Annotated in this window: 17 protein-coding genes; 13 read left to right on the forward strand and 4 right to left on the reverse strand. The window is 42.4% G+C overall.

What is annotated here, in order from left to right; translation table 11 throughout:
• The first annotated feature begins 2 nt into the window (after nucleotides 1–2).
• Nucleotides 3–329 carry a PilZ domain-containing protein gene (locus JK628_RS10315; protein ID WP_202289381.1) on the forward strand — a complete coding sequence of 109 codons (327 nt, stop codon included), beginning with the start codon at nucleotides 3–5 and terminating at the stop codon, nucleotides 327–329.
• Between the two features lie 41 nt (nucleotides 330–370).
• Nucleotides 371–1,159 carry a TatD family hydrolase gene (locus tag JK628_RS10320; protein WP_202289382.1) on the forward strand — a complete coding sequence of 263 codons (789 nt, stop codon included), beginning with the start codon at nucleotides 371–373 and terminating at the stop codon, nucleotides 1,157–1,159.
• Nucleotides 1,160–1,409: 250 nt separating this feature from the next.
• Here JK628_RS10320 and rsmF read toward each other — a convergent pair whose 3' ends face one another.
• Nucleotides 1,410–2,834, reverse strand: coding sequence for a 16S rRNA (cytosine(1407)-C(5))-methyltransferase RsmF (gene rsmF / locus JK628_RS10325; RefSeq protein ID WP_202289383.1), 1,425 nt, complete (start codon nucleotides 2,832–2,834; stop codon nucleotides 1,410–1,412).
• Between the two features lie 112 nt (nucleotides 2,835–2,946).
• Here rsmF and JK628_RS10330 point away from each other — a divergent pair, with 112 nt between their 5' ends.
• The gene (locus tag JK628_RS10330; protein WP_202289384.1) at nucleotides 2,947–4,173 is read left to right on the forward strand and encodes a nucleoside recognition domain-containing protein; all 1,227 of its coding nucleotides are present in this window, start codon (nucleotides 2,947–2,949) and stop codon (nucleotides 4,171–4,173) included.
• A gap of 65 nt (nucleotides 4,174–4,238) precedes the next feature.
• Here the strand turns inward: JK628_RS10330 and JK628_RS10335 are convergent, their stop codons facing one another.
• Genes JK628_RS10335 through JK628_RS10345 form a run of 3 tightly spaced genes read right to left on the reverse strand, consistent with a single transcriptional unit; the run spans nucleotide 4,239 to nucleotide 8,101 of the window.
• Nucleotides 4,239–6,863 carry an MlaD family protein gene (locus JK628_RS10335; RefSeq protein ID WP_202289385.1) on the reverse strand — a complete coding sequence of 875 codons (2,625 nt, stop codon included), beginning with the start codon at nucleotides 6,861–6,863 and terminating at the stop codon, nucleotides 4,239–4,241.
• Entirely contained in the window at nucleotides 6,841–7,485 is a 645-nt protein-coding gene (locus tag JK628_RS10340) for a paraquat-inducible protein A (protein ID WP_202289386.1), read from the reverse strand. The genes JK628_RS10335 and JK628_RS10340 overlap by 23 nt, the downstream gene beginning before the upstream one ends.
• Nucleotides 7,475–8,101 (reverse strand): paraquat-inducible protein A, encoded by a 627-nt coding sequence (locus JK628_RS10345; RefSeq protein WP_202289387.1) that lies wholly within the window; start codon nucleotides 8,099–8,101, stop codon nucleotides 7,475–7,477. The genes JK628_RS10340 and JK628_RS10345 overlap by 11 nt, the downstream gene beginning before the upstream one ends.
• Before the next feature lie 195 nt (nucleotides 8,102–8,296).
• Here JK628_RS10345 and JK628_RS10350 point away from each other — a divergent pair, with 195 nt between their 5' ends.
• The 10 genes from JK628_RS10350 to JK628_RS10395 all read left to right on the forward strand — a co-directional run bounded on the left by JK628_RS10350 (nucleotide 8,297) and on the right by JK628_RS10395 (nucleotide 22,212).
• Entirely contained in the window at nucleotides 8,297–8,578 is a 282-nt protein-coding gene (locus tag JK628_RS10350; RefSeq protein ID WP_202289388.1) for a YebG family protein, read from the forward strand.
• A 95-nt stretch (nucleotides 8,579–8,673) separates the two neighbouring features.
• On the forward strand, nucleotides 8,674–9,132 hold the full coding sequence (locus tag JK628_RS10355; protein ID WP_202289389.1) for a GAF domain-containing protein: 459 nt from the start codon (nucleotides 8,674–8,676) through the stop codon (nucleotides 9,130–9,132).
• Nucleotides 9,133–9,417: 285 nt separating this feature from the next.
• The gene (gene proQ / locus JK628_RS10360) at nucleotides 9,418–10,047 is read left to right on the forward strand and encodes an RNA chaperone ProQ (RefSeq protein ID WP_202289390.1); all 630 of its coding nucleotides are present in this window, start codon (nucleotides 9,418–9,420) and stop codon (nucleotides 10,045–10,047) included.
• 33 nt (nucleotides 10,048–10,080) lie between these two features.
• The gene (gene prc / locus JK628_RS10365) at nucleotides 10,081–12,123 is read left to right on the forward strand and encodes a carboxy terminal-processing peptidase (protein WP_202289391.1); all 2,043 of its coding nucleotides are present in this window, start codon (nucleotides 10,081–10,083) and stop codon (nucleotides 12,121–12,123) included.
• 74 nt (nucleotides 12,124–12,197) lie between these two features.
• Entirely contained in the window at nucleotides 12,198–14,759 is a 2,562-nt protein-coding gene (pepN, locus tag JK628_RS10370) for an aminopeptidase N (RefSeq protein ID WP_202289392.1), read from the forward strand.
• Between the two features lie 88 nt (nucleotides 14,760–14,847).
• Entirely contained in the window at nucleotides 14,848–15,078 is a 231-nt protein-coding gene (locus tag JK628_RS10375) for a DUF2835 domain-containing protein (RefSeq protein WP_202289393.1), read from the forward strand.
• Nucleotides 15,079–15,396: 318 nt separating this feature from the next.
• A complete protein-coding gene (locus tag JK628_RS10380; RefSeq protein ID WP_202289394.1) occupies nucleotides 15,397–17,445 on the forward strand; it encodes a DUF1302 domain-containing protein in 2,049 nt (682 codons plus the stop codon).
• Nucleotides 17,446–17,463: 18 nt separating this feature from the next.
• Nucleotides 17,464–18,828, forward strand: coding sequence for a DUF1329 domain-containing protein (locus JK628_RS10385; protein ID WP_202289395.1), 1,365 nt, complete (start codon nucleotides 17,464–17,466; stop codon nucleotides 18,826–18,828).
• A gap of 50 nt (nucleotides 18,829–18,878) precedes the next feature.
• On the forward strand, nucleotides 18,879–19,895 hold the full coding sequence (locus tag JK628_RS10390; RefSeq protein ID WP_202289396.1) for a WD40/YVTN/BNR-like repeat-containing protein: 1,017 nt from the start codon (nucleotides 18,879–18,881) through the stop codon (nucleotides 19,893–19,895).
• Between the two features lie 13 nt (nucleotides 19,896–19,908).
• Nucleotides 19,909–22,212: an efflux RND transporter permease subunit gene (locus tag JK628_RS10395; protein ID WP_202289397.1), complete on the forward strand. Its 2,304-nt coding sequence runs from the start codon at nucleotides 19,909–19,911 to the stop codon at nucleotides 22,210–22,212.
• Nucleotides 22,213–22,414: the final 202 nt, after the last annotated feature.

The following is a 22,414-nucleotide window of genomic DNA, read 5'->3' on the forward strand; positions in this document are numbered from 1 at the left end:
CTATGACGAAACTTGTTGTCAATTTTGATACTGTGCATCAACTTTATCGGGCCTATATGCCTTTCATAAAGCCTGCAGGGTTATTTATTGGCAGTACAGAGAGTTATTTTCTTGGCCAATCTCTGTCAGTGGCGTATCACCTCCCGGGCTCAACTGAGAGAATGCAGTTTGAGGGCGTTGTAGTTTGGATTAACCCCATAGGGGCATCAGGCGGGCGTCCTGCTGGTATTGGCGTGAAAATAATCTCTGAGCCAGACATCCACAAACACCATATTGAAAAGCTACTTTCTGCCGAACTGTCATCTGGAGATTTGACCTGCACTATGTAGCTCGGTAGACTTGCTCTCCTTTTAGCTAGTTGGACTCTCCAGTGCTTATCGATTCACATTGTCATTTAGACCGCCTCAAAACTGCCCCCGATCAAGATACTTTAACGAACATTATTAATGCAGCTAAAGCGCGTGATATTGCCTACTTTTTGTGTGTGAATGTTAGGCAACAGGGTTTTATTGAGATGAAGCAGAAAATGGCTTCATTTGATGAGGTTTTTCTATCTGCAGGTGTTCATCCACTTGATGTACAAGACGGACTAAATGTCGAACAGATAGAGCAGTTCGCCCGCGATGAAAAAGTGGTCGCAATAGGGGAGACAGGCTTAGACTATTTCTATGCTAACGAGACAAAAGCGTTACAACAATCTTGTTTTGAACAGCAGATAGATCTTGCCGTTAAGGTTAAAAAGCCACTGATTATTCATACTCGTGATGCAAGAGAAGATACCATTGATTTTCTCAAGCGTGGCAACGCAGATTCTGTTGGTGGCGTATTGCACTGCTTTACCGAAAACTGGGAGATGGCCAAAGCTGCAATTGATATGGGCTTTTACATTTCCGTGTCAGGAATTGTCACTTTTAAGAATGCCGGTGAACTGCGCAGCGTCATTAGAAAAGTGCCAAAAGATAGACTGCTTGTTGAGACAGATTCTCCTTATTTGGCCCCTGTACCCCATCGAGGGCAAGAGAATCAACCTGCTTTTGTGCGTGATGTTGCTGAGTTTGTTGCTGAGTTAAGAGGAGATAAATATGCTGATGTTGCTGAGTACACAACAGAAAACTTCTTCAACTTATTTAAAGATGCTGCACGTATCGCCGGCAGATAATCATATTTAGCGTTCTTTCTCGCAGATTTTAAATGCCAAATTTTAGACAAAAAAAGACCCAAAACTATTCCAATTGTTCTGGGTCTAGGGGAATGGCTCTCTAGGAGCCGTGCGCTACTGTTGATAACCGTTAGGTTAAAATCTGCTATTTACTCAAACTCAGTAAAAACTAATGTATTAGAGTGTAGTAGAGCATTCGCCATTCAGCCTTTTTATTTTATTAAGCTTCCCATCTATATGTAACTAAACATTACAGGCTTGGGTAACGTGCAATTTTGTCTTTTACTAAGTCTCTGGGAAGGTTGTTTTTTAGCTTATTTCCAAGGTGTTTAACGACACCTAATGAACATCCAGCATAACTGACAATTGTTTCGCCTTGGGGCTTAATCTTTTCGGGTAACGGGATATCACGACCCATCAGAAACGCTTGTGCCTCTTCATCTGTTAAAGTAGCGCTTATCGGTGTATTTAATGCTGATATTGCTTCGTGCTTAACTTTAAACCCCTTTTTTAATATATCGGCCAGTTTGATACCGATGCGTTGAAAACGCATTTTTCCGATAAGCGCATTAAACGGTAGCGGGAAAAGCCATATTTCAGCATCGCGTACATAAATATCACCGTCATTAGCCAGAGCCATATCGAACGAGGTCTGAAGGTATTCGGAAAGTGCTGCGATCTGTTTGGCTGATGCCTTTTCAAACGGAAAGTTTTTTTGCTTTCGAGGCTCAGGTAAATGACGTTCTATACTCGATACTTTCTTTATTTTAGCAACGAAAAAGCCCTCACTATCGTAAATTTGCGGCCATACGTGCAAAAAACCCTCTTCTGTACAGGCTTTGTCTGCGCCCGGAAATAGTGACGATAAGCTAATAAACTCAACCGCCTCGGGATAACATTCCTTCAAATAAGCACATACCTGTTGATTTTCTTTTCGACTTAAGGCACAGGTTGAATAGACTAACTCACCGCCGGTTTTTAACGCTTGAAATGCAGAGTCAATTAACTCTTTTTGGGTGTTTACGATGCCTTTAACATCATTGTTATCCCAATTTTTTAATGCATCGGGATCTTTCCTAATGGTGCCTTCACCGCTACATGGCGCATCAAGTAATATTGAATCAAACACTTCAAACATATATTCGCCAAACACACGAGCGTCAAAATGGGTCAATGCACAGTTGGAAACACCCATTCGAGCTATATTGGCATGTAGCACCTTCACTCGACTAGCAGAGTACTCATTGGCAACAAGTAGCCCCTTGTTGTTCATCAGTGCGGCAATTTGAGTGGTTTTTGAACCTGGGGCTGCAGCCATGTCTAGCACATATTGTTGGGCGCTGTTTTCCTCTTGAGCTATTAGTGCAGTAGGTGGCAGCATTGAGCTAGCTTCTTGTATATAAAAAAGCCCTTGCAGGTGCTCTATGGTATTGCCGAGCTGAATGTCGTGGCATAATTCGATCCAATAGCCGTGCTCACACCAAGGGATCTCGGTGAAACTCCAGCCTTTCGGGGTCATCAATGCGATGAAATCCTCTGCAGCTATCTTTAGCGTATTGACACGTATAGAGGGGCGCAGTGGCTTGTTGCTAAAACGGATAAAGTCTTCCATGGTGAGGTGAGGTGGAAGATCTTGTTCGATGCTACTGATAAAATTCTGATTAAAATGAGCCATATGCTTGAGGTAATGCGATAAAGTATTCAGATTATAACCCTAAACAGCGATATAGTGGGAGCACATGTATGGAACTGTGTAGTGATGTACGCGATTAGGAGAGAACCCCTAGGTGTTAAATAAGATTTGGTTTGGCTTTTTTACCATTGCTTTGGGCGCGATATTTATCCAGTTATTGAGTGGAAATATTGGCGTTCTTAGCCATAGTGTCGACGCTATTTTTTCTAGTGCTAAGCTTGCAGCCGAGATTGCTTTAGGCTTAATTGGCGTGCTTTGTCTTTGGATGGGGTTAATGAGAGTTGGAGAAAAAGCTGGCGTTGTAGCATTTTTCTCCCGTGCTTTTGAGCCTCTGTTATCTCGATTGATGCCAGAAGTGCCACGTGGACATGCCGCTTATGGCAGCGTTACCATGAACTTAACGGCAAACATGCTAGGGCTGGACAATGCTGCCACACCGTTAGGGCTTAAAGCGATGCAAGACTTACAGACGTTAAACCCTGTTAAGCATACTGCCACCAATGCACAGATACTATTTTTGGTACTCAATACTTCATCTATAACACTCGTGCCTGTTACTGTTTTTTTATATCGTGCGCAGCAAGGCGCTGCTGCCCCCGCGGATATATTTCTTCCTATTTTGTTAGCTACAAGTGCCTCGACATTAGCAGGAGTAATAGCGGTCGCCATTGTGCAGCGTTTATCGATTCTAAATACCGTCGTAATCGCTTATGCAGCGGGAATTTTAGCGGCATTAACGGCGTTAATCTTCTATTTGTCGACACTGACTGTTACGGCTATTGGGGACGTCAGCACTGCCATGGGTAATGGTATTTTACTGCTACTCATTTTTAGTTTTGTGTTGGTAGCAGGTTTTCGTAAAGTAGCAGTTTATGATGAATTTATTGAAGGCGCTAAAGAGGGTTTTTCTCAGTCGATAAAGCTTATTCCTTACCTTCTAGCAATGTTACTCGCTATTGCTTTGCTACGGGCTTCTGGTGCGTTGGATTACGCATTGGATCTTTTGGCCGGACTCGTCGCTTTCGCTGGCGGCGACACCCGTTTTGTAGAGGCAATGCCGACGGCAATAATGAAACCATTTAGTGGCTCAGGGGCCAGGGCGATGATGTTAGAGACGATGCAGCATTATGGCGTTGATTCTTTTGCTGGGCGACTCGCGGCTATTTTGCAGGGAAGTACAGAGACAACATTCTATGTGTTGGCTGTCTACTTTGGGGCTGTTGGCATACGCAATGGCAGGCATGCCTTAGCGTGTGGTCTATTTGCTGATCTCGCTGGGATTTTGGCGGCAATCATTGTTTGTTACCAGTTTTATGGTTAATTAACGAAAAAAGACGATGCCAAACAGTATCGTCTTCCTCCTTAAATAGTCACTACCATCTTACTCTATTTGGCTGTTTGTCTAGGAGCCCACTCAAGCCAAAGCGGATCGAGTGCAGGGCTAAGAGAGAAGCGGTCGTTAGAATCAAGCATGTTGTCTGTCGTGGTCATGTCTTTAGTCGCTAAGCCTATGCCACCGGCCAGTATTGTTTCCAAAGAGCCTGTCTCTATCTGTGCGCCAGAGAAAAGACCCACATCGACCTTCACTCCAGAAAGATCCCAAAAAACACTGGTTTTATTGATAAGGTGGCGATATGAATTCTCAATGTGCGCTGTCATCTCAATGCCTGTACCATCGTCTATCAATCTGTATTTATCAACTTGACCAACCTTTACACCACGGAAGAAAATCGCAGTGCCTTTATTGATTGAGCCCAGACTGCTATTGGTGATGATGATAGTTAATGCGTTATCAACATTGTGAAACGGTTTTTCAATTAAGCCGACAAACTCTGACGATGTTTGTGTACTAACGCCTGGGAATACCGAAATATAGGGCCCAGTTATAATCGCTTCTGGCGCTTCTATACCGGCTAACGACACTTTTACATCGACGATAGAGAAGGTTGCATCTTGCTGACTAAAATTAGCGGCATAATCTCCGTAAAGGTAAGCATCGACGATTAATTCAGATAGATCTTTACTCAGCACAACAGAGCGGACTTCACCCACTTTGTGACCTAAATATCGAATGGGTGCCTTCTTTGCTAACTTAACGCTAGCGGGGAAGGTTAATGTGACAGCGGTTGATTGGCTTAAGGCGAGAAACTTTGAATCGTATAGGTGTTTGTCGCTACCCGCTACAGGGCTGTCAAGTAAGCCTAATGCGATCCCACCCTTAATTGCACCTAGAAGTGGTGATACTTCAACCTCGACACCACTTAGGTTAGCGTTTATTGATAGTGCGCTATTACGCCAAAATACAGTTTTATCTGTGAGTAAACTGGCAAATGATTTTTGGATACTGATGTCAATGACGAAGTTATTCTCTTTGCGCTGCCATTCAACCTGTTCTACTTGGCCTATCTGCATTTTTTTATAATATACAGGTGAGCCTTTAGTAACATCAGCTCCATTTTGGCTGGTTAACTGCTTGTTAATTAGTCTCTTACTATTAAAGTAGTTTTCAGCGTCGCTATTGTTGGCAAACACATTGAGTGAGGCTCCACTATCTAGTTGTTGACCACTGCTACTTCTAACTAAGCTTAATGCTCCAAGGGCAAAGGTATTTAAATCTCTTGCTGAAACAGCAATCCCATCGATATCCGCCTCAACAGATAGTACTGATTCAGCGATAAAGTAACTGCCTTTGGTGATTAATGACTTAAAATCGCCATCTACTTCAATATCGTATTCCACTTCGGTTAACGAATCATTTAACTGGCTTGATAATACAGTACCGATTGTTATCTGTTTAAACCGCAACTCCGCGCCAGCAGAGATCCCAGGATTGGTGTCGGAATGTAACGTTAATGCCAGTTTTTGCGTGTTTGCAGGCTCTGGTCGTTCAGTTAATAGTGAGTATTGCTGCTGTGGCTTGCCCGAGCCTGGGGTAAAGTTAATCACACTGCCAGTCAATAATCTTTCAGGGTGGTTTATGCCACTGAGAGATATATCAGCGCCTTCAAGCCAAAATGTTGAACTGCCAGCGAGCAATTCACTATATTTACTGTCAATTTTAGCTACTAAATTAACGCCTTCGTCGGTTAGTGTTTTGTTAGTGATATGTCCAATTTCAATGCCTCTAAACATAATAGCGGTGTGTTTCGACACTGATTCAGAGCCCGTAGCCGTTAGCATGAATTCAATACCCCCGAAGGCCTGCTCTTCACTTTCGTACAGAGAGAATTCATGCTGATTCTGGGCTTCCTGCGAAGTTTCGCTAGAACTGAAGCTGATACCACCGGCTAAAATAGCGGCTAGGCTTTCACTGCGCACCTCAATTCCAGATAAAGAGGCATCGATGCTGATCCCTGATACATTCCAAAATTGAGAATCGACTTTGACCAAATTAGCATATTGTTGCTGAATAAAAGCGGTGACAATGATTTTTTTAGTGCCGTCCAAACGGTACCCAACGACTTGTCCTACGGGGATTTGACGATAAAAAAGAGGGGAACCGACATCGAGAGAACCCAATCTTTCGGATGTGATGTTGACAATAAGGCCCTCATTGCCAGGAGTAATGACGGGGGCGGTAATTTCAGCTTCATAAAATGAGCGAGATTCGCCATCGCCTGGCAACATTCCGATGTAGTTGCCGGAAAATAGTGTATCGAGACCTTCAACGCCGGTGATGGATGCTTTGGGTTTGACTAACCAGAATTTGGTGCCCTGATTGATAAACGGTGCAGAGCGGTAGTCCATTAACACATCGACATTTACACCTTGAAGTTCATCATCAATACTAATATCGACCACTTTACCTACAGTGAGACCTTGGTATTTAACCAAGGTTTTGCCTATGTCTATTCCTGTCGCGCTCGGGAAATGAATTCTGACCTCGATCCCCGATTCGCGAATGCTTTTAACACCGAGCCAAGCACCCAGCGCAAGCGCAATAATTGGCAATAGCCAAATAGGAGAGAAGAGTTTTTTCTTTACGACTTTAGGTGTTTGTACGTGAGTCATTTTTAGATTCCAGTCGGTCCCAGAGTAAACGTGTATCAATAACCTTGGCTGCCAGTTGCGTTAGCAAGATGACTAAGGCAAATGCAGTTGCCGCTGGAGCGGGCTTTGCGTCCAGCAACTGGCCCATATTGACTACGGCTACTGTTAATGAAATAACAAAAAGGTCTAGCATAGACCAACGACCTATCCATTCAATAATATGAAACCCTATCATTAGGTTCTTTTTAGAAATAGGTAATTTAAAGCTGATAGCGGTTAAGTATATGGTGAGTCCAATTATTTTTAATAAAGGAACCAAAATACTCGCCGTAAACAATATGATCGCAATCGGGATCATATCGGTTTTTACCAGATGCGCGATGCCTGAAAATATAGTGTCTTGAGTGACTTTTCCTTGGTTTGTCAGGGTTGTTATCGGGTAAAGGTTTGCCGGAATTAACAAAATGGCGGCAGTAATTAACAAGGCCCAGCTTTTTTGTAAGCTAGCGTAGTCTCTGATGGTAAGTTTAGTGTCGCAGCGACTGCAGCATGCCGACTCTGCACAAGTCACCTTATTGCAGGTTGGACAACAGGTTAGCCCTATCTGTTTGCCTAAGGTGGAATTGTTTGGGTTACTGTTCAAGAAAACTCCACATATGCTCTAAATCGTACTCTCTCAAAAGAAATAAATTCATAATAAACAGCATTGTAAAGCAGAAGGTTCCAAAACCAAAAGAAACAGTTGCAAAATCTGCCAGGTTGAAAGCGGCAACTAAAAAACTAATGACATAAATTTCGAGCATGGTGAGTTGGGTCAGTAATCCCTGTAGCTTTAATGCCTGTTTTAATACTGACCTTAAAAATGAATGCTGTAATCCATATTTTATAATCACAATTTGCACCAGTATGGACACGAGTAGTATTCCTGGTGCGATTACAGCTGCTGTCATTACTGCAATAGCGACGACCCAGTAGCCCTGTTGATATACAGCTATAGCACCTTCGAGCACCGTTGTGGTACGCATACTGCCTAAAAATTCCAACTCTAGTACGGGATACGTATTGGCAGGGAAGAAAAATATTATCGCGGTAATACATAAAGCCAACATGCCGTTTATAGAACAATAAGGCGTGTCATACAGTTGCGTGTGACAACGCGGGCAAAGTGCTCTCACCCCTGTTGGAAGCGCACGCTTTCTGATGACAAGGTCACAAGACCGACATAAAGTAACACTATTATCTAGCGCGTCCGATGCCATAAGAATCAAAACCTCTATAAAACGTACTAAGTTAAAGAAAAAGTTTTATCGTGATATAGAACTCAATTTATTCGTAGGCAATTGATTAATACAGAGTCCTTAATATATAAGCGTACCAGATTTTCAAGAAAACTTGCATAAGAACTTCAATGTGTGAGACTCTTTACTGTATATAAAAACAGTGCGAGGTTAATTATGGCCGTTATAACAAAATTTGTTGTCGTTAGAGAAGGGGTTGAAAAGATGACTTTTACATCTAAAAAGGAGGCCGATGCCTACGATAAGATGCTTGATGTCGCTGACAACTTGATCCCCTTTCTGAGCAGAGCAGAACTAGATCTAGCAGATAATGATATTGAAAAAATCGGTTTTTATCTGGCGCAGCATAAAGACGAGCTGCAATCCTTGTTGAAAGGTAGTGTGCCAGAGAAAAAGAAAGCCATTAAAAAAGTATCAAAAAAGACTGATTCAGAATAATTAAAGTTAAAAACAATCAGTTTGAAATTGATTGCTGGCTGATAGAATATGGTTAGTTTATTTGTTTCAATCGACGAAACTGTTAGGGGATATTAATGACTGCGCCATTTTACGACACTTTAAACCGTCAGGTTACCGCTTTGCTGACGGGGGAAGATGATCAAGTCGCGGCTTTAGCCAATTTTTCAGCTTTACTAAATGACAACTTAGTAGACCTTAATTGGGTTGGATTCTATCTATTAAAGAATGATCAGTTAGTGCTTGGGCCCTTTCAAGGAAAAGTGGCTTGTTCTCGTATTCCGATAGGTAAGGGCGTGTGTGGTACTGCGGTTGAAACAAACCAAACACAAAGAATTGCAGATGTGCATCAATTTGCGGGTCACATAGCGTGTGATTCGGCGAGTAATTCGGAACTGGTAGTGCCCTTCAGACGTGATGGTATTGTTATCGGGGTACTAGATATTGATAGCCCGTCGTTATCAAGGTTTGATGAAATTGACCAGCGTGGGGTAGAAACGATGGTTAAAAGTCTCGAAAACTGCCTATTTGGTTAATCTACGAGCAATTATTGTTAATTGATGGTCGCAATCATTTCGTGCTTCTCTATAATAAGCGGTTTGGGCAATGAAATCTCAAATCGTGATTGTTCGGTAAAGCGAATCAATAGCGTTTATGGTAGGTTGTTGCTAAGGTAGGTTTGATTTTGCCACTTAAAAAATAGGTTAATCATTATTAATTTGTTTTTTAGGTCATAATCAGACAAATATGAACGACACATAAATCGATGAGAGGTAGAAACTCTTTTGGTGGTGTCCCTTTTTTAAATTGTGGAAGTAAAGATGGAATCAACAGAAAAGTTGACCGATACCAACGCTATTCTTGCGTACTTATATGAAACATTTCCTTTATGCTTTATCGCTGAAGGTGAAACTAAGCCATTAAAAATCGGATTGTTTCAAGATTTAGCGGAAAGGTTAGCTGATGATTCTAAAGTCAGTAAGACTCAACTCAGAATCGCTTTAAGAAGATACACAAGTAGCTGGCGTTACCTTAAAAGTGTGAAAGCCGGTGCACACCGTATCGATTTAGAGGGTAATTCTTGTGGTGAGCTAGAACAAGAGCACGTTGACCATGCTCAAGCTACACTTAAAGAAAGTCAGGAAAAAGCGAAAGCAAAAAGAATCGCTAAGGCTGGTAAATCCGCTGCGCCGACTAAGAAGCCAGCTAAAAAACCGGTTGCTAGAAGACCGAAAGCGGCGACAAGCGCAAAACCTGTAAAAGAGAAAGTAGCAGAAGTAATTTTAACGCCTGCAGTATTGGCTGAGTTGAAGAAAAATCAACGTGTAAATGTCAAACTAGGTAAGGCACCAGTAGCTGGTGTTATTTTGGATATCAAAAAAGAAGATGTTCAGATTCAGCTAGATTCTGGTTTAACAATTAAAGTTAAAGCTGAATACATACTACTGTAATGGCTTAAAAGCATGTAAAGGAGTAACTTGTTGATGCGGAAAATGTCTCTGGCTGTATCTATCGCCAGTATTTTTGTAGGATTCTCGGCGTGGGCTGTTAGCCCTACTATTCAATTCAGCGAGTTACCTGCTTTAAAACAGGAACCCCAGCACAAGGTGGCGAGTAAACGCGTCACTGGTTTGTTTACTCGATCACATTACCATCGTTTTGAAATGGACGATGCGTTCTCAAAGCAAGTTTTCGAACGTTATCTTAAGCAATTAGATTATCGTAAAAACGTGTTATTGCAATCTGACGTTGATAGCTTTATGGCGTATTCAACTCAGTTTGACGACATGTTGAAAAGTGGCAATCTTCAACAAGCATACTCCATGTTTGAAGTCATTCAAAAGCGTCGTTATGAACGATTTTCCTATGCGCTTTCTTTGCTTGATAAAGAGATGAAATTTGATGTTGCAGGTGATGTTTACGAATTTGATCGTAAAGATGCCGCTTGGCCAAAGAATGAAGCCGAACTCAATGAACTCTGGCGTCAGCGAGTCAAATACGATGCGCTTAACCTTTCACTCACTGGCAAAAAGTGGGATGAAATCGTTACTATTTTGTCGAAGCGCTACAACAATTCGATTAAGCGTCTTAGTCAAACCCACAGTGAAGATGTTTTCCAAGGGGTGATGAACGCATTTGCAAGAACGGTTGAGCCGCATACTAGTTATCTATCTCCTAGAAATGCTGAACGTTTCCAAATGGAGATGAATTTGAGCCTAGAGGGTATTGGTGCTGTTCTTCAAGTCGATGACGATTATACCGTTATTAAGAGCTTAGTTGCTGGTGGCCCAGCGGCTACAAGCGAGAAGTTATCACCAGAAGACAAAATTGTTGGTGTCGGTCAAGAAGGTGAAGAGGTTGTTGATGTCATTGGCTGGCGTTTAGATGACGTTGTTGAATTAATTAAAGGGCCTAAAGGCAGCAAGGTTGTGTTAGAGATCTTGCCAAATAAAGGTGGTTCGAGTGCCAAGTCTTTTGAACTCACCATTGTTCGAGATAAAATTCGACTTGAAGACCGTGCAGCAACATCAAAAGTTGTTGAGCCTACTGAAGGACCATACGCCAATCGTAAAGTGGGTGTTATCCAAATCCCTGGTTTTTATATGGATCTTTCAAAGGATGTTTCTAAAGAGCTTGCAGAGCTGAAAGAAGCAAAGGTTGAAGGGATTATTATTGATCTGCGAGGCAATGGCGGTGGTGCTTTAACAGAAGCTACTTTACTGACCGGTTTGTTCATTGAACAGGGTCCTGTTGTGCAAATACGTGACGCTAATGGACGAGTTTCGCAAAATAGAGACAACGATGGACGGGTTACCTATGATGGACCTTTAACAGTAATGGTCGATCGTTATAGCGCGTCAGCATCAGAGATTTTTGCCGCGGCGCTACAAGATTATGACCGAGCATTAATTGTAGGTGAATCTACCTTTGGTAAGGGGACTGTGCAACAGCATAAGAGCCTTGGCCGTATATACGATATGTATGAGAAGCCTATTGGGCATGTACAGTACACCATTGCCAAATTTTATCGAATTAATGGCGGTAGCACACAACTTAAAGGTGTAACCCCTGATATTTCGTTCCCAAGTGCATTAGAACCAGGGGAATATGGCGAAGCTGAAGAGGAGAATGCATTGCCTTGGGATAAGGTGCCTGTAGCTCAATACGGTACATTAACTGAGATCTACCCGCAGTTGATTCAAAATCTTGATGGTAAGCATCAACAAAGAATTAAGACTGACGTCGAATTTAGCTACATCTTCCAAGATATTGCAGAGTTTAAAGAGAGTCATAACGACAAGACAGTTTCATTGGTCGAAAGTGAACGACTTGCTGAACGAGATGAAAATGACAAGAAGCAACTTGATCGTGTTAACGAACGCAGAGTCCGAGAAGATCTAGAGATCGTTAAATCATTAGACGATATTGAAGACGACATCGAAAAAGCAGATGCATTTCTTGATGAAACAGCTTACATCACACTTGATTTAGCCGACGTCGAAAAAGTCGCTAAAAATCAGAAATAGTTGTTCTTTCCGAATTAGAAAACGCGCTTTTAGCGCGTTTTTTTTAACTTAAAATTAGAATATGTAGGCCTACAATGACACAACCTCAAGCCAAGTACCTCAAAGACTACCAAGCACCGCATTTTCAGATCAGTCACCTTGATTTAAATATCTCTTTAGCAGGTGATAAAACAGTAATAATAGCCACAAGCAAAGTTAACCGAGTCGGTACCCATGGTGAGTCTTTGGTTCTAGATGGTGAAGAGATTAACCTCACATCAGTTAAAATTGATGGTGTAGCAGTGCTATACAGCGAAAAGCAGGGGCAATTGATAATAGAGACTGAGTTGGATAACTTTACTTTAGAAGTTATTTCAGTAACGGACCCAGAGTCAAATACCAGCCTTGAAGGACTTTATATGTCTGACGGTGCGTACTGCACGCAATGCGAAGCAGAAGGGTTCAGACGCATTACCTATTTCCTCGATAGACCAGATGTGCTGGCTATCTATACCGTTCGAATTGAAGCTGATAAGGCATTATTCCCATTCTTACTCAGTAACGGTAATCTCGTTGAGAGTGGTGAGCTAGAGGGTGGTCTACATTACGTTAAATGGCATGACCCTTTCCCAAAACCTGCCTATTTATTTGCTTTAGTGGCGGGTGACTTCGATCTTTTAGAAGATGAGTATATTACTCGTAGTGATAGAGCCGTTAAGTTACAGGTATTTGTCGATAGAGGTAACTTACATAAAGCGCATCATGCGATTGCATCGCTTAAAAAGTCAATGAGGTGGGATGAAACACGTTTCAACTTAGAATATGATCTCGATATTTACATGATTGTAGCCGTTGATTTTTTCAATATGGGCGCTATGGAAAATAAAGGGCTTAATGTTTTTAACACTAAATATGTGCTCGCTGATAAAGCGTCAGCGACAGACGATGATTATCATGGGATAGAGTCGGTCGTAGGTCATGAGTATTTTCACAACTGGACAGGGAATCGAGTCACTTGTCGTGATTGGTTTCAGTTAAGCTTAAAAGAGGGTTTAACTGTTTTTCGAGATCAGGAGTTTAGTTCTGATATAGGTTCTCGTGCAGTTAACCGCATTCATGCTATTAAGGTAATGAAAAATCAGCAGTTTGCTGAGGACTCTGGCCCTATGGCACATCCGATCCGTCCAGAATCTGTCATTGAAATGAACAATTTCTATACGGTTACAGTCTATAACAAGGGTGCTGAAGTTATTCGAATGATCCACACTTTGCTAGGTGAAGATAGATTCCAAGCGGGTATGGCACTGTATTTTAAAAGACACGATGGACAAGCTGTTACATGTGATGATTTTGTCGCAGCGATGGAAGATGCAAGTAAAGTCGATTTAGGGCAGTTCCGACTTTGGTATAGCCAAGCAGGTACACCTCAAGTGACGGTAACAGAGTCTTTTGATGAGTTAACTAACACATATAGCTTAACCTTGACTCAAAATACACCAGATACTCCTGGTCAAGCTCAAAAGTTGCCGCAACATATTCCTTTTGATATTGAGCTTATCGATGCCGAAGGTAATAGTTTGGTTAATCAAGTTCTAGACTTTAAAGAGCAATCTCAGCAGTTTGTTTTTAATAATATAAAGAGCAAACCTTTCGCGTCATTGCTGCAAAATTTCTCAGCTCCGGTAAAGTTAGACTTTGAATACTCGATAGAGCAAATGCTTCATTTGATGCGCTTTGCTAGTAGCGAAGTTGCCAAGTGGGAGGCTTCAGTATCGCTATTCAGTCAGGCTGTATGGCAATGCGTTGAAAGTTTGCAAAGCGGCAAGGCAATGTATATTGATGGTCGATTGGTAGATGGTTTTAAGGGCGTTTTATTATCAGAGAGCCTTAATGAAGCGCTAATGGCTGAGATCCTTACGCTCACAAGTGCTGGTTCATTGATTGAACAAATGGATTCAATTGATTTAGATAGTTTGGCTTTGGCACGCCAGTTTGCAGTGCTTGAGATCGCACAAGGTTGTGAAGATGAGCTGCAAGCAAAAGTAAAACAGTTACAGCGCCTTGATAGTGCTGACGCTCGCGCTCTAAAAAATGTTTGTTTAAGTCTGCTTTTAAAAGTTGATGACTCATATCGTGAATTAGCTAAGCAGCAGTTTGAGTCTGCAGACAATATGACTGATACCTTAGGTGCGCTAACGGCACTCAATGGCGAAACTTCGGCTGATCGAAGTCAACTAATGAGCTCATTTGAAACACGCTGGTTAGAAACACCATTAGCGATGGATAAATGGTTGAGTTTACATGCAACGTTAACCAGTAATGATTGTATTGGGCAATTAGAGCAATTGTTACAACATGAAGCCTTTAGTATGTCTAACCCTAATCGAGTACGCTCACTGATTGGGGTATTTGCTGCTGCCAATACATTTGAGTTTCATCGTAAAGACGCGAAGGGTTATGAGTTTTTGACTAAGGCGATTATTAAGCTCAATACAGTTAACCCACAAGTTGCCGCAAGGATCATCACACCGCTCATTCAATTCAAAAAATTTGACCTAGAAAGGCAAGCATTGATGCGCAGATCGCTACAGGAAATACTTGCGATTAGTGATCTTTCTAAAGATCTATATGAAAAGGTGACAAAAGCACTGTCATAATCATTATTGACTAAGTAAAATCTCAGCTTATTCAGAGGATTACTCTCTGTTTAAGTTGAGCCGTTGACATCAATCCGAGAGAAACCTAGTGCGACAATCTAACCAAGTATTCCAATTCCCGCTTAATATCAGCTATGAAGATTTCCTACCCTATTATCGTGGGCAAGTGACCAAAGTTGAAGTCATCGATACCGCCGGAAGAACGTTATGGATAAGTGCCAGGCATTTTCGGCCGTTTTTTACTCGGTCTGGGATCCGAGCCTATTTTAAAATGGTGGTTGATGAGCAAGGAAATCTGATCAGTCTCAATAAAAATTAGAGTAAATACTTAAAACGGTCGATTACTTTAAACGCACTGGTTTGAATTTGTATATTTTTGTATAAGGCATTGTTATTAAATAATATATAACTTGTAATTACTCTCTTCTGAATATTATCTAAATCTGATTTAAATACACCCTCTCAAACACCACGCTAATTCCCTCTAAAATGGCTGAATCTATTAAAGATTTTCACTATTTCATCCTTGCTCACATCGTGTAAATGCTGTAACAATGGTGTTACCTGTAAGCTAACAGTATGTTGGCTATCAATTCCAATAACAAAAGAATCCAGCAGGTTACGGAGAGAAGCTAAAATGAAAAAGGTTAAAAACGGCTTTAACAAGTCGACGCTCGCTTTGGGGATAGTTGCGGCGCTCGGTTTTGGCATATCAACAAGTGCCAATGCAGTCTCATTTAATTGGGGCGAAGTAGAAGGAACATTTGATTCAACCTGGACTGCTGGTGCAAGTTGGCGAGTAGAAGGGCGAGACTGGAACAATCAGATAGGTAAGGTAAACCAACCTCAGTTTGATTGGTCTGGTTATACTGCATTTGGCAATACTAAATACAGCTCAGCTGAGATTTGGGCGCAGCCAGGTTCCTATTCAAGCAACGGTGATTTGAGCAATTTACTTTACTCGCAAGGTGACACCACTTCAGAGATATTTAAAGGTCTGCATGAATTATCTTTAAAATATGAGAACTTTGGTGTTTTTGCGCGCGGTATGTATTTTTATGACCGTAAGCTCAATGATGGTAATTATGACTTTAACGACCCTCTAACGGGCAAAGAGTTTGATCCTTGTGCAGACAGCAAGGCATCAGAGGTTCAGTGTAAAGACATTCGGTTGCTTGATGCGTTCGTTTACGCTGATTTCGATTTCAACGATGGTGCTAACCCGCTATCGGTTCGCGTGGGTAATCAAGTGGTTTCATGGGGTGAGAGTACCTTGATAGCCCATGGTATCGGTGTGATTAATGCTGTAGATCTTAATATCTTGAATGCACCCGGTGCAGAGTTAAAAGAAGCTTTTAGGCCACAAGGCATGGTTTGGGCATCTTTCGGATTAACCGATGATCTGTCAATAGAAGGTTTTTATCAGTATGATTGGCAGCCTGTTTGGGTACCAACGCCTGGTTCTATCTTCTCTACCAATGATTTTGCTGGTTACGGCGGTTATAACCAAAATGCTCAGCTAGGCTTTAACGCCAATCCTGATATGAATCTCGACTTCCTACTTTCTGAATATAATACGCTTGTTGGCATGGTCGGTTCTGGGCAAGTTGATAATGCAACTCTGGCAAGTCTTGCATTAGCGTATCCAACTAAGGCTACATTAACTGAAGATGATGCTTCAGCGAGTGACGACGGTCAATGGGGCGTTAAAGTTGGTTATTACGCACCGCAGCTGGGTGAAACCGAGTTTGGTTTGTACTACATGAATTATCATAGCCGACGTCCACTGATCAGTGGTACTACTGCTAATTTCACTGAAGAAGCGATTGGTAGAGACTTACAACGCCTAGGTGGAAAAGCGCAGTCTGGCGAAATGATGACCCGTGAAGACCTATTAGCATTAGAAACCTTCTCCAAAGCACAAATTGTCTATCCTGAAGATATCCAATTAATGGGCTTTAGCTTCAACACATTAGTGGGTGACACCTCTGTTGCCGGTGAAATTGCCCATCGTTTGGATGAGCCATTACAGATTGATGATGTTGAACTATTGTTTGCCGCAATGCCACAGCAATTGGCTAACGCTGGCCTTCGCCCTGATTTGGACGGCATTTCACAAGTTGAAAATTATGGTCCTGGTCAATATGCAGAGGGCTTTATCCGTTTAGACACAACTCAAGCTCAAACCACATTTACCCATCTATTTGGTCCAACATTGGGAACTGATAACCTTGTCATGCTTGCCGAAATTGGCGGCGTGTGGATCCATGATATGCCGAGCTTTGATGAGCTTCGCTTAAATGGACCTGGTACTGCGCGTTCGGGTGGTAACCCCGATATGCCTGGCATTATTGAGGCATTGCACAACGGTCCTGAAACAAATCCATTCCCCACCGATTTTGCATGGGGTTATCGTTTAGTCGCTAAGGCGGACTACAACAACGTATGGGGTGGCATAAATATCGCGCCAAGAGTCATTTTCTCTCATGATGTTGATGGTATTACGCCAGATCCAATGTTCCTGTTTACTGAAGGTAAAAAGTCGGTTGCTTTGGGTCTTAACTTTGACTACCAAAGCCGCTGGAGTGCAGATATCTCTTACAACACTTTCTTTGGTGGAGTAGGAACGACAAATACTATGGCTGATCGAGACTATGTGTCGTTCAACGTCAAGTACTCAATTTAAGTCACAAGGACAATAAAAATGAAGAATCTTGCGATATTGTCTGCAGCAGTCATTATGGCCTTAGGCGCATCTAGCGCTTTCGCTAAAGTATCTGACGCAGACGCAGCCAAATTAGGGTCTGAGTTTACACCACTTGGCGCTGTAAAAGCGGGCAATGCAGATGGGACTATTCCAGCATGGAATGGTGGCATTACTGAGCCTGTAGCGGGCTATAGTAAAGGCATGCATCACCCCGATCCATTTCCTGGTGATAAAATTGAATTTACCATTACCAATGCTAATAAAGACCAATACAAAGCATTTTTAAGTGACGGGCAAATCAAGCTTTTTGAGCTTTATCCTGAAACTTTCAAAATGAATGTTTATCAATCGCGCCGCTCTGCGTCAGTACCACAGTTTGTATACGATGCCACAATTGCTAACGCGACACGTGCAGAGTTAATTGATGGTGGTAATGGTATTACTGGAGCATCTATTGGTGTGCCTTTCCCAATACCCGCTAATGGTCTCGAGGTCATATGGAATCATGCTCTGCGCTTTCGTGGTGTTGATATCAAGACATCTCGTAGCCAAGCTGCGCCTACGGCCGGTGGTAGTTATACGCTCGTTGAGACAACTGAAGCTATCCGTTTTCAGTATTCTCGTCCTGAGATGACATTGGATAAGTTAGCCAAAGAAAATACGCTGTTTTTCTTTAAACAAGTTGTTACCCAGCCAGCTCGTTTAGCAGGGACTGCACTACTCGTAAAAGAAACAATGGATCAAGAGAAGTTACCTCGTCAAGCATGGACATACAACACAGGTCAGCGTCGTGTGCGTAAAGCACCTAATGTTGCATTTGACACCCCTGGCACGGTTTCTGATGGCTTAAGAACAACCGATGATTTCGATATGTTTAACGGCTCTCCAGTGCGTTACAACTGGGAGTTAGTTGGCAAGCAAGAGCTATATATCCCTTATAACGATTATAAGCTGCACTCAGATAAGCTGACTTATGAGCAGATCATCACTCCAGGGCATATCAACCCAGAGTTTGTTCGTTATGAAAAGCATCGTGTATGGGTGGTAAAAGCCACATTGAAAGAGGGCATGCGTCATATTTATAAGGCACGTACCTTCTATATTGATGAAGACTCGTGGCAGGTATCGGTTGCTGACTTATATGACAACCGAGATGAGCTTTATCGCGTCGCGATAGCTCACGGCTTGAACTACTACGAAGTACCCACTCAGTGGAGTACTTTGGAAGTATTCCATGATCTTCAGTCACGCCGTTATATCGCAATGGGGCTAGATAATGAAGGCCGTATGTACGACTTTGATGCAAAGCTTAGTGAAGGTAACTTCACGCCTGCTGCGCTAAGACGTGCTGGTATTCGTTAACCCACAAAACGAGGGGCATCTTGCCCCTCTTATATTTAAAGGAAGTCTGTATGTCGTTTAGCATGCTTCGGTTTATCTCATTTTTGAGTGTCGCCAGTATTTTTAATTCTTCTGCTCTATTGGCGCAAGAAACAATATTAGAACAACAAATTCAACCTCTTGCTGCGCACTCTTTAGTTCTCGATATTGCTCAATATGGCGAAACTTTGGTTGCTGTTGGAGAGCGTGGCCACGCATTTGTTTTTGATACAAAATGGCAGCAAGTCAACACACCTACCTTAGCGCAGTTAACCAAAGCTTTCTTTATCTCCGAAGATAAAGGCTGGGCTGTCGGCCATGACGCTACAATTATCCACACTCTTGATGGCGGCTTGACTTGGCATTTACAGATGCAGGCGCCGGAAATCGAAAAACCTTTTTTAGATCTTCTCTTTTTTGATGAAGATAATGGCATTGCTATCGGCGCGTATGGCCTTTTTTATCGCACCATTGACGGCGGTATAAACTGGAAGAGCGAGTACCATCAAGAGCTTCTTTTTGAAGAGGACGTGGCTTACCTTGAAGAGTTAAAAGCCGAAGATGAAGCACTGTATTTGTCAGAGCGTAATAGCTTGCTACCGCATTTTAATCGCGTATTACCTATTGCCAACGATCTGCTCATAATGGTGGGGGAATTGGGTCTTGTCGCTGTCTCAAGCGATAGAGGAAACCATTGGCAGAAACAAGATTTTCCCTACGAAGGGTCTCTCTTTAATGCGGCAACTGTCGATAACCGTGTCTATGTTATGGGGCTCAGAGGGCATCTTTTTGAGTCGAATGAAGACGTAGCGCTATGGCAGGAGATTAGTTTACCTGTCGACTCTACGATTAATGCAGCGATCCCTATAGAGGGGTCTGTGTTGCGTATTGTTGGTAATGCTGGCGTTATTATAGATGTTACGGAAAAAGGTGACGCGCAGTTAGTAGAACAACGACAGGGCGAAAACCTCGTCGCCATTGCTGAAGACTCCACAGGTGTGTTGTGGGTCGCTGGCAATAAAGGTCTCATCAAGTTAGTACAAAAATAATAGGACCTGACTTATGTTAGATAAACTCGTAAATGGCATTGAAACCTATCTCTTCAGGCATCGCGCTTTCGTAATTTTCTTATTTGTTATTGCAACGCTATTTTTAGGCTTGCAAGCAAGCAACCTGAAAATGGATGCTGCTTTTGTAAAAAATATTCCACTCAACCATAGTTACATGAAAACCTATTTGAAACACCAGAAACAGTTTGGTGGTGCAAATAGCATTATGGTGGCGGTTGAAGACACTAGCGGCAATATCTTTAACGCTAATTTTTTTGATTCACTCAAAAATGTGCATGATCAACTGTTTTTTATCCCTGGTGTTGATAGGGCACAGGTAAAATCACTGTTTTCCCCTTCGACTCGTTTTACAGAAGTCGTCGAAGATGGTTTTGCCGGTGGTCCAGTTATCCCTGCTGACTTTACCACTACCGACCAAGGCTTATCCATTGTGCGCGGCAATATTGAAAAAGCCGGTATTGTTGGTCGCCTGATTGCAGAGGATTACTCCGCTGCGATGGTGAGCGCCCAGTTGATGGATTTCGATCCACAAACCGGTAAACCTCTCGATACGCTTGCGTTTGCTGAACAGTTGGAACAGGAGCTGAGAGCACAATACGAAACTGACGATATAAAAATTCATATTATTGGTTTTGCCAAGATGGCTGGTGATGTTGCCGAAGGTGCCAAAGGCGTATTGCTGTTTTTCCTCATTGCCATTCTTGTCACCGCTGTCATGGTGTACTTTTTCTCTAAATCAATTGTGCTGACTGTTTTACCACTCGTGTGTAGTTTAATTGCTGTTGTGTGGCAACTTGGTTTGTTAACCGTTGTTGGTTTTGGCTTAGATCCTATGTCCATCTTGATACCATTCTTGGTATTTGCGATAGGAGTAAGTCATAGCGTACAGATGATTAACGCAGTTAAGCGCAGAGTGGGTGACGGACAAAGTACTAAAGCTGCGGCTGCGTTAGCGTTCAGAAGTCTGTTGATCCCAGGTGGTGTGGCGCTGTTATCGGACACAATAGGATTTTTGACCCTTCTGGCGATTGATATCGGTATTATTCGCGAACTGGCAATTTCTGCGTCTCTAGGTGTCGCGGTCATTATTTTAACCAACCTGATTCTATTGCCACTTGTTATTTCTTATACCAATGTGCAAGCTCCACAGAGCAGCGCCGCGGTTAAAGTAAATAATATTTGGGTCAAGCTATCAAAGTTCGCAACGCCTAAATATGCAGTATGGGTATTGCTCATTACTACTGCTTTATATGCTGTAGGGTTACAGCAAGCGAATCAAATGAAAATCGGTGATCTTCAGGGCGGGGCACCCGCACTGCATTTAGATTCTCGATATAATCAGGATACTTTCTTCATTACAGATAAGTTTTCAATTACCACAGATGTAATGACTATTATTGTAGAAGCATTCCCAGAAGCGTGTACTTACCACTCGGTACTAACTCAAATTGATGAGTTTGAGTGGCAAGTGAGTAACACTGCAGGTGTTGAGTCGACTGCGAGCTTGGCTTCGGTAGCTAAAAGAGTCAACGCTGGCTTTAATGAAGGTAATCCGAAGTGGCAAGTCTTGCCTAGAAACACCGCAAGTCTTGTACAAGCGGTAGGGCGTGTACCCACAACTTCAGGTTTATTAAACAGTGATTGCTCCGTTATGCCTGTGTATCTTTTCCTAAAAGATCACAAAGCAGAAACCATTGAAGTCGTTATCGCCAAGGTTAATGAGCTGCAAACGAAGATGAATAATGAACAACTCATGTTCAGGTTAGCATCAGGCCCTGTCGGCGTCATGGCGGCAACTAACGAAGCGGTTGCTGAAGCCCAACTGCCAATGATGCTGTATGTCTATGGTGCTGTGTTTGTATTGTGCTTGATAAGCTTCCGCTCTTTACGTGCCACTATTGCGGTTATTTTACCTTTGTATGTGGTATCGACTTTAGCGCAAGCATTGATGACACAACTTGATATCGGTCTTGCGGTAAGTACTTTGCCGGTTATTGCTCTAGGCGTCGGTATTGGTGTTGATTACGGGATCTATATTCTATCGACAATGGCGGTAAGGTTACGAGATGGTATGCCGGTACAGCAAGCGTACTATGAAGCATTAGTCGAGCGTGGCAGTGCGGTAATATTTACCGGCTTAACACTTGCAATAGGCGTGAGCACTTGGTTCTTCTCTGCGCTTAAGTTCCAAATGGACATGGGTATATTGCTCACGTTTATGTTTTTAGTAAATATGTTAGGTGCCATAATTATCCTACCGGCAATAGCAGCGGTATTTTGGCGGCAACCCAAGTAAAGGCTGAAAAAAGAGAAGCGAAAGCTTCTCTTTTTTTTGCATAAAAAAACGCTATCAGCGATTGTTATTTCACCGGATAGCCATAAAAGCTGCGAAGCATTCTTTTTAGGAGGCACTACCACTAAAATAGTTCTCGAATTATGGCAGATTTAGTAATAGACTTCGCGCTATGACCTAGGTCACAGAAATAGGCTCAGGTCAG

Origin of the sequence: Shewanella sp. KX20019, from assembly GCF_016757755.1 — a bacterium.
Classification (GTDB): Bacteria; Pseudomonadota; Gammaproteobacteria; order Enterobacterales; family Shewanellaceae; genus Shewanella.